Here is a 5,704-nt window from a genome sequence, read left to right on the forward strand (position 1 = left end):
CACGGAGTGGTCGGGAGGTTACCGCCGTAAATGGAGGAGCAACCCGTAGCGTTGGTATGCTTTATTTGGGCGTTCCCCGGCTCGGTGGCCCTCGCCGGGTCGGGCTATATTTTAGGGGCGGCTGCCTTCGCTTCGCTTGCCATCCGCCTCCTAAAATGGAGCCTCGCTTCGCGAGTCTCCACCCCAAGGGGTCACTATCCCTAACGCAAAACGACGGGACGGTGAAGCAGACCTTAAAATATATTGAAATCAATGAACTTGTAAAAGCCGGAGCTTTTCGCCGCTTCAAATTCACCTTCGTCAAAGGACTTGTTTACTAGACCTTCATGAATGATTTTCACAAAGGTATCCTTTAGCGGGTCAAGGTCATTCTTTATAGTGTTGTAAACGATAAACGAGTCAAGCCCAGCATAATCGTGAACAATCCTGTTGCGCATTCCGCGAATAGCCTGAATATTTTCACTTGCAATTCCTGCTTTGGCTGTGTCCGAGAGTTTATTGATGGATTCGCCTATGTTTGCAAGCAAGGTCAAACATGCGTTGAATACCATCTGGTCTTCTTTCTCAAGAAGTTCTTCGGTGGAATGAATGTCCTGTGTATATTTCTGAATTTTCAGCAGGGACTCGAGCATCCCCAACAAATGGAAAAGGTCGTTCCTGGGGTCATTCGACACGGATGGACTCCTTGTTTGCTCGATACAGGATAATGGGGTTTGCAAACTTCTCTATGACGACATCCACGGACTTGCCGGTCTTTTCGGAAAGTTCCTTCCGCAAGGACAACAGATCATTGTAGTCCTGGTAATCACGAACTAACAGGTCAATGTCGTTGGGTGTTGCCGTCCGGACAGACGAACCGAATACAAAGACATCCTTCAGGCGATACTTCGCAAGAAGTTTGTTTTCACGGAATATCCGTAATATGTTTTCGGCGAACACCATAGTTTTCCCTTGTTACATTACCAATATATATTTTTCTATCCGTTTGTGCAAGCTTTGGTGAGATAATCCTTTTTCATAAATTCGAAAATAGCACGCGTATAATTCGCCAAATCTACCATAATGACGGAAAACCTTGAAAAAAGTGTTTTTCTGCGTTATTCTGGACTTTTGCCTTGTTTCCTAAATTTTACAATGGGGGGGGTATGGACTTTGGCAGGGGCATTACCTATATTTAACAAAATAAACTTTAGACGGGGATGTTCTTATGAAAAAGTCTTTCCAGCGTGTCATTGCGACCCTGAACTTGTTTCAGGGGAAGCAATCTCTAACCATCTTCTTGTTGGCGGCAATATTTGCCCTTTGTGGTTGTGACGACTCTTCGTCGGCTTCTAGCAATGGGCCGGATGAAAATGCCGCGGTCGATTCTTCATCTTCGGTCTGTAAGGATTGCGAAGATGGGGATGGTTCGAGTAGTTCTGCTAAAAAGATTGAATCTTCTGATGAAAAGGATGTTGGGACGTCAAGTGATGCCAAATCAAATAGTTCGTCTTCGTCTAGTAAAAAAAACGATACTAGTTCATCATCCAAGAGAGACGATTCTTTGTCAAGTAGTAGTTCTTATGTTCATATCCGTTGTAATGAAAATGAAAGAGATACTGTTGTTAAAGATTGGGGTGTAAAATATTATCGCTGTGAAAACAACGATTGGGTTTTAGATACAACAATCTACATCGAAAAACCCAAAGAATACCCTGTGATGGATAGTTTGTTTGCTACAGAATACGAACCTGTTTATAGTGAATTCGAAGATCCGCGAGACCATCAGGTGTATAAGACGACGATTCTCCACTTGCGCGGTGATGACGGAAGACTTGTTGACGATGTTTTAATTGAGGTGTTCGCCCAGAACTTGAATTACGGTGAGATGATTGATACTAGTATAAAAATACACGATGACACTAAGGTGGAAAAGTATTGTGACTTGAATGACGAATGGTTCTGCAACAACGGCTGGGGTGGCCGTTACACCTGGAGCGAGGCAATGGCCTTGTCTGCCAAGTACGACTCAGTGCTTTGGAAGGATACCGTAGGTGGAGACACTAGGATACATCAGGGTTTGTGTCCGGAGGGTTGGCATATAATGAATGCTTATGAATGGAAGAACTTCACCTCGTCTGCAGGGGAAGATTTGGCTTCAAAGGTGAATTGGACTTTGAATAAGCAATATGTGAATTCAACAGGTATGTCGGTGTTGTACCAGATGAAATCTTACAGAGAAAACTGGGGCTTGGCAACCTTTCATTATCCAGTCGAAAGAGATTCGTCATGGATTTTTGTGGAAGACTTAAGTGAGAACTATGCCAAGCATAGCAGTACTGCTGTAAAGAATGGTAATTATTTTTATGTTCGCTGCGTAAGAGATTACTAATAGAAATATAATTGTAAGTAAAATTTCAATAAACAGATTTCCTAAGGGGTTCCTATGTCTAATTCTAAAAAGAACAAAATGTTCAAGAAAAACAATCGTTTTGATTGCAAGATTGAGCAACTTGAGCCGAGACTTATGATGGATTTTGCGGTATAAATTCCACATTCCATATTTCACATTGCTTGGTTTGTGGGTGGTGAAAATTTTTACAGGAGATAATGGTATGAAGTGTGTCAAGGGTCTTGGTTTCTTGTGGGTGGCGGTGCTCGCGGCATTCTTCGCCCTTTCCGCCTGTGACGATTCTTCGTCGGTTAGTTCCGACGAAACCGGTACTTCCAGTTCGTCGGTAGAGTCGCCTGATTCGAGTGTCACCCTGAGCGGAGCGTCAGCGGAGTCGAATGGGTCTAGTAACGAAAATATGGAAAAAGACAAGTCTTCCAGTAGTGTCAAGGGATCTGAACCTGTCGAAGTATCAAGTAGTTCCGCGAAAGAAACAAAGAACTCGTCCGATTCCAAGAGTTCAAGTTCTGTAAAATCGGGTGAATCTTCTAGCAGTAGTAAGGATAAGTCGAGTTCGTCGGTTAGTTCGTCTTCCAGTAAAATCACTGATTATACTGGTGTGGAATGTGAAACCATAGGGTCCACCTATCGCGATGGACGAACAGGAATTCGCTATGTATGTGGTGAAGATTATAAGTACAAGGTCTGGGTGCCCGAAGAAAGTTCCAGTTCTGGGCCCTATGAACCGTTCGACCAAACTCTGCCTTTGGAAAAGTTTAAGGAAGAGCGCTACAAGACATTTACTGACTCGCGCAATGGCCGTGTCTATTATTACCTGACAATCATGGGCAAAGATGAAGATGGTGTCAAGGATACCATAGACGTTATGGCACAGAACTTGAATATCGCCGATGTCACCTTGAAGGCTGGCGAAAACATGACCGACGACACGAAAATCGAACGCTACTGCTACAACGACGACACTACCAAGTGCGACCGTTACGGCGGCCTTTACCAGTGGGCAGAGATGATGGGTTTCAACGATAGTTGCAATACCAAGAGTTGTGCTGACCTTATACAGCCAAACCACCAGGGAATTTGCCCAAAAGGCTGGCGTTTGATGACGCGGCATGATTTTGAAGTTGCCCGAAGCAGTACGGAATACGGGGTCTATGGCTTGCGTTCTGAATATAATTTTACAGGAAACAATGAAAGCGGATTATCTCTTACTGGGGCGGGAGCTTATTTTAATCAAAGAGGTTTCGCGGATTTAGATTCAGCGTTTTACATGTTTTATCCCTCGGAATCTGTTTTCCAAGATAAGGTTCAGGCCCTTGATCAAGTTATATCGCGTTATACTGATGGCTCGGGGGCTTCAAGAAGTTCAAAATTTCATGCTCATTCCGTCCGCTGCATTAAGTTGAAATAAATTTTTACATCAATAACAAAAATCCAAGATAATCAACATGTCTAAGAAAACTTCCCAAAAAAACTCGCAGAGAAATTTCAATATTGAACCCCTTGAACCGCGCCTGCTCATGGCAGCCGTCGAATAATCATCTCACATTCCACACTTCACACTACACATTTCACATTGCTTCTGCGTTAGGGGGCGTCGCACCGCCACGCGGTGGCGAGACTTGCCGTGGACCCTGTCGAGCGGCAAGGCTCGATGAGCCGAGCGTGCTCGGCGAGCAGCACCCGCCCCGGCCCTGGCCGGGGAACGCCCAAGGAAGGGCTTAATCCGTTGGGGGCTAATCCATGCCAAGAAGCCATCTTGAGACATCGACGATTCTGATTCCTTCGTACTGGGTCGTTTCGTGGTTTGTTCTCGCGATGAGCATTTTGGGGTATGCGTCTTTTATTCCGAGCAGCGGGGCCGTTTCCCTTTCAAAAGTCTTCTTGTCCGAGATGTTGTCCGATACCTGGATATACAGCTTTTCGTCATGTTTCATTGCTACAAAGTCGATTTCTTTCTTGTATAGGACTCCGACGTAAAGTTGGTAACCCCTTCGAAGTAATTCCATGGCAACCATGTTTTCGTACACGTGGCCGTAGTCCATGTTGCGGGTCCCGAGTCTTGCGTAGCGGAACGAATGGTCGCTCAAGTAGTATTTGTCTTCCGTGGTCAAGTATCTTTTTCCGCGAATGTCGAATCTTCGGATTTTGTAGAAGGCGAATGCCTTGCATAAATAATCGATGTAAGAACCTATGGTTTTATGGTTCGTCTTGTCGCCTGTGGTGCTGATTGTCTTGGCGACATTTCGGATGGAGGTGATGTTGCCGACATTGTCCATCAAAAAGTCAATCAGTTTTTCAAGAAAGACCTTGTTCCGAATCTTGTATTTTTTGACGATGTCGCGGATAACCAACGTGTTGAAAACATCTTCGTTCACGTAACGGAACTTTTCGCTTTCAGTCTTGTATAAGAAGGAACCCGCCATCCCCCCTTCTTTAAGGTAGGATTCGAACGAGTCTTCCATTTTTTTCGGCTTGTAGTATTTTGTGTATTCCGCAAACGAAAACGGGAAGACGGGTATCTCAAAAGTTCTACCCGTAAAGAGCGTTGCCAGATCGCTACTAAGCAGGAATGCATTTGAGCCGGTTACATAGATGTCGAATTTTTCCGTGGCGTGAAGGCTGTTCAATGCCTTTTCGAACGAGTTGCAAAGTTGAACTTCGTCGATGAACAGATAGTTTGTCTTTTTAGGCTTGTACGCCTGTTCTGCATATTCTTCGAGTGCGGAATAGTTCTGTAATTTTTCAAACTTCGTCAAGTTGAAGTTGATCTTGATGATGTTTGCCTTTTTATCATTTTTTGCAATCCATTCTGCAAAGGATTCTAATAATTTTGATTTGCCGGAACGACGGATTCCGGTTATCACCTTGATGTCGGGTGTACCCCTGACATTTTTCAATGTGTCCAAATACTCTGTTCTTTCAATCAGTTTCATTTGTCGACTGCCGAATTTATATTTCCCAAAAATAAAAATATATAAAATTTGGGAAATTGTCTAGATGGGCCGGGCCGGGGAACGCCCAGGTCATTTCGGATTTAGAGAAAAGACTGCTTGTAATCGGTTGGCATCACAAAAAAAGACGGGTGATTGTTCATCACTCGTCTTTTTGTAAAGGGAGATTCCCGGTCAAGCCGGGAATGACATCTTTACAGACTAATCAGCCCTTCCGTATCCTTAGACATGGCGTCATAGAATGCATAGCGGGCGTCAACTTCCTTCTGGAGGTCGTCGGCGAGCTTCTTGGCCACTTCCGGGTTGTTACGGGTGAGCTGCTTGTAGCGGTTTTCGGTGTAGATGTATTCTGCAACCGGGA

5 protein-coding genes are annotated in these 5,704 nt (G+C 44.5%); 2 read left to right on the forward strand and 3 right to left on the reverse strand.

Features of this window, described 5'->3' with window-relative positions; all coding sequences use genetic code 11:
* Positions 1-233: 233 nt before the first annotated feature.
* Both B7988_RS14625 and B7988_RS14630 read right to left on the reverse strand, forming a co-directional pair.
* A complete protein-coding gene (locus B7988_RS14625) occupies positions 234-632 on the reverse strand; it encodes a HepT-like ribonuclease domain-containing protein (protein ID WP_088658462.1) in 399 nt (132 codons plus the stop codon).
* A gap of 31 nt (positions 633-663) precedes the next feature.
* The gene (locus B7988_RS14630) at positions 664-942 is read right to left on the reverse strand and encodes a nucleotidyltransferase domain-containing protein (protein ID WP_073322213.1); all 279 of its coding nucleotides are present in this window, start codon (positions 940-942) and stop codon (positions 664-666) included.
* A 265-nt stretch (positions 943-1,207) separates the two neighbouring features.
* On the opposite strand from B7988_RS14630, the gene B7988_RS14635 reads away from it, so the two are divergent.
* Together B7988_RS14635 and B7988_RS14640 are read left to right on the forward strand one after the other, a co-directional pair.
* Complete coding sequence (locus B7988_RS14635) at positions 1,208-2,371, forward strand: FISUMP domain-containing protein (RefSeq protein ID WP_088658463.1); 1,164 nt, start codon at positions 1,208-1,210, stop codon at positions 2,369-2,371.
* Positions 2,372-2,594: 223 nt separating this feature from the next.
* A complete protein-coding gene (locus B7988_RS14640; RefSeq protein ID WP_088658464.1) occupies positions 2,595-3,800 on the forward strand; it encodes an FISUMP domain-containing protein in 1,206 nt (401 codons plus the stop codon).
* 325 nt (positions 3,801-4,125) lie between these two features.
* Here the strand turns inward: B7988_RS14640 and B7988_RS14650 are convergent, their stop codons facing one another.
* Positions 4,126-5,325: an ATP-binding protein gene (locus B7988_RS14650; protein ID WP_072810374.1), complete on the reverse strand. Its 1,200-nt coding sequence runs from the start codon at positions 5,323-5,325 to the stop codon at positions 4,126-4,128.
* Positions 5,326-5,704: the final 379 nt, after the last annotated feature.

The sequence above is a fragment of the Fibrobacter sp. UWB1 genome (assembly GCF_002210325.1).
Classification (GTDB): Bacteria; Fibrobacterota; Fibrobacteria; order Fibrobacterales; family Fibrobacteraceae; genus Fibrobacter.

Bases quoted from the DNA above. Each gene is read 5' to 3' on its own strand.
- B7988_RS14630 (WP_073322213.1), bottom strand. From the start codon at position 942: ATGGTGTTCGCCGAAAACATATTACGGATATTCCGTGAAAACAAACTT.
- B7988_RS14635 (WP_088658463.1), top strand. From the start codon at position 1,208: ATGAAAAAGTCTTTCCAGCGTGTCATTGCGACCCTGAACTTGTTTCAG.
- B7988_RS14650 (WP_072810374.1), bottom strand. From the start codon at position 5,325: ATGAAACTGATTGAAAGAACAGAGTATTTGGACACATTGAAAAATGTC.
- B7988_RS14640 (WP_088658464.1), top strand. From the start codon at position 2,595: ATGAAGTGTGTCAAGGGTCTTGGTTTCTTGTGGGTGGCGGTGCTCGCG.
- B7988_RS14625 (WP_088658462.1), bottom strand. From the start codon at position 632: ATGCTCGAGTCCCTGCTGAAAATTCAGAAATATACACAGGACATTCAT.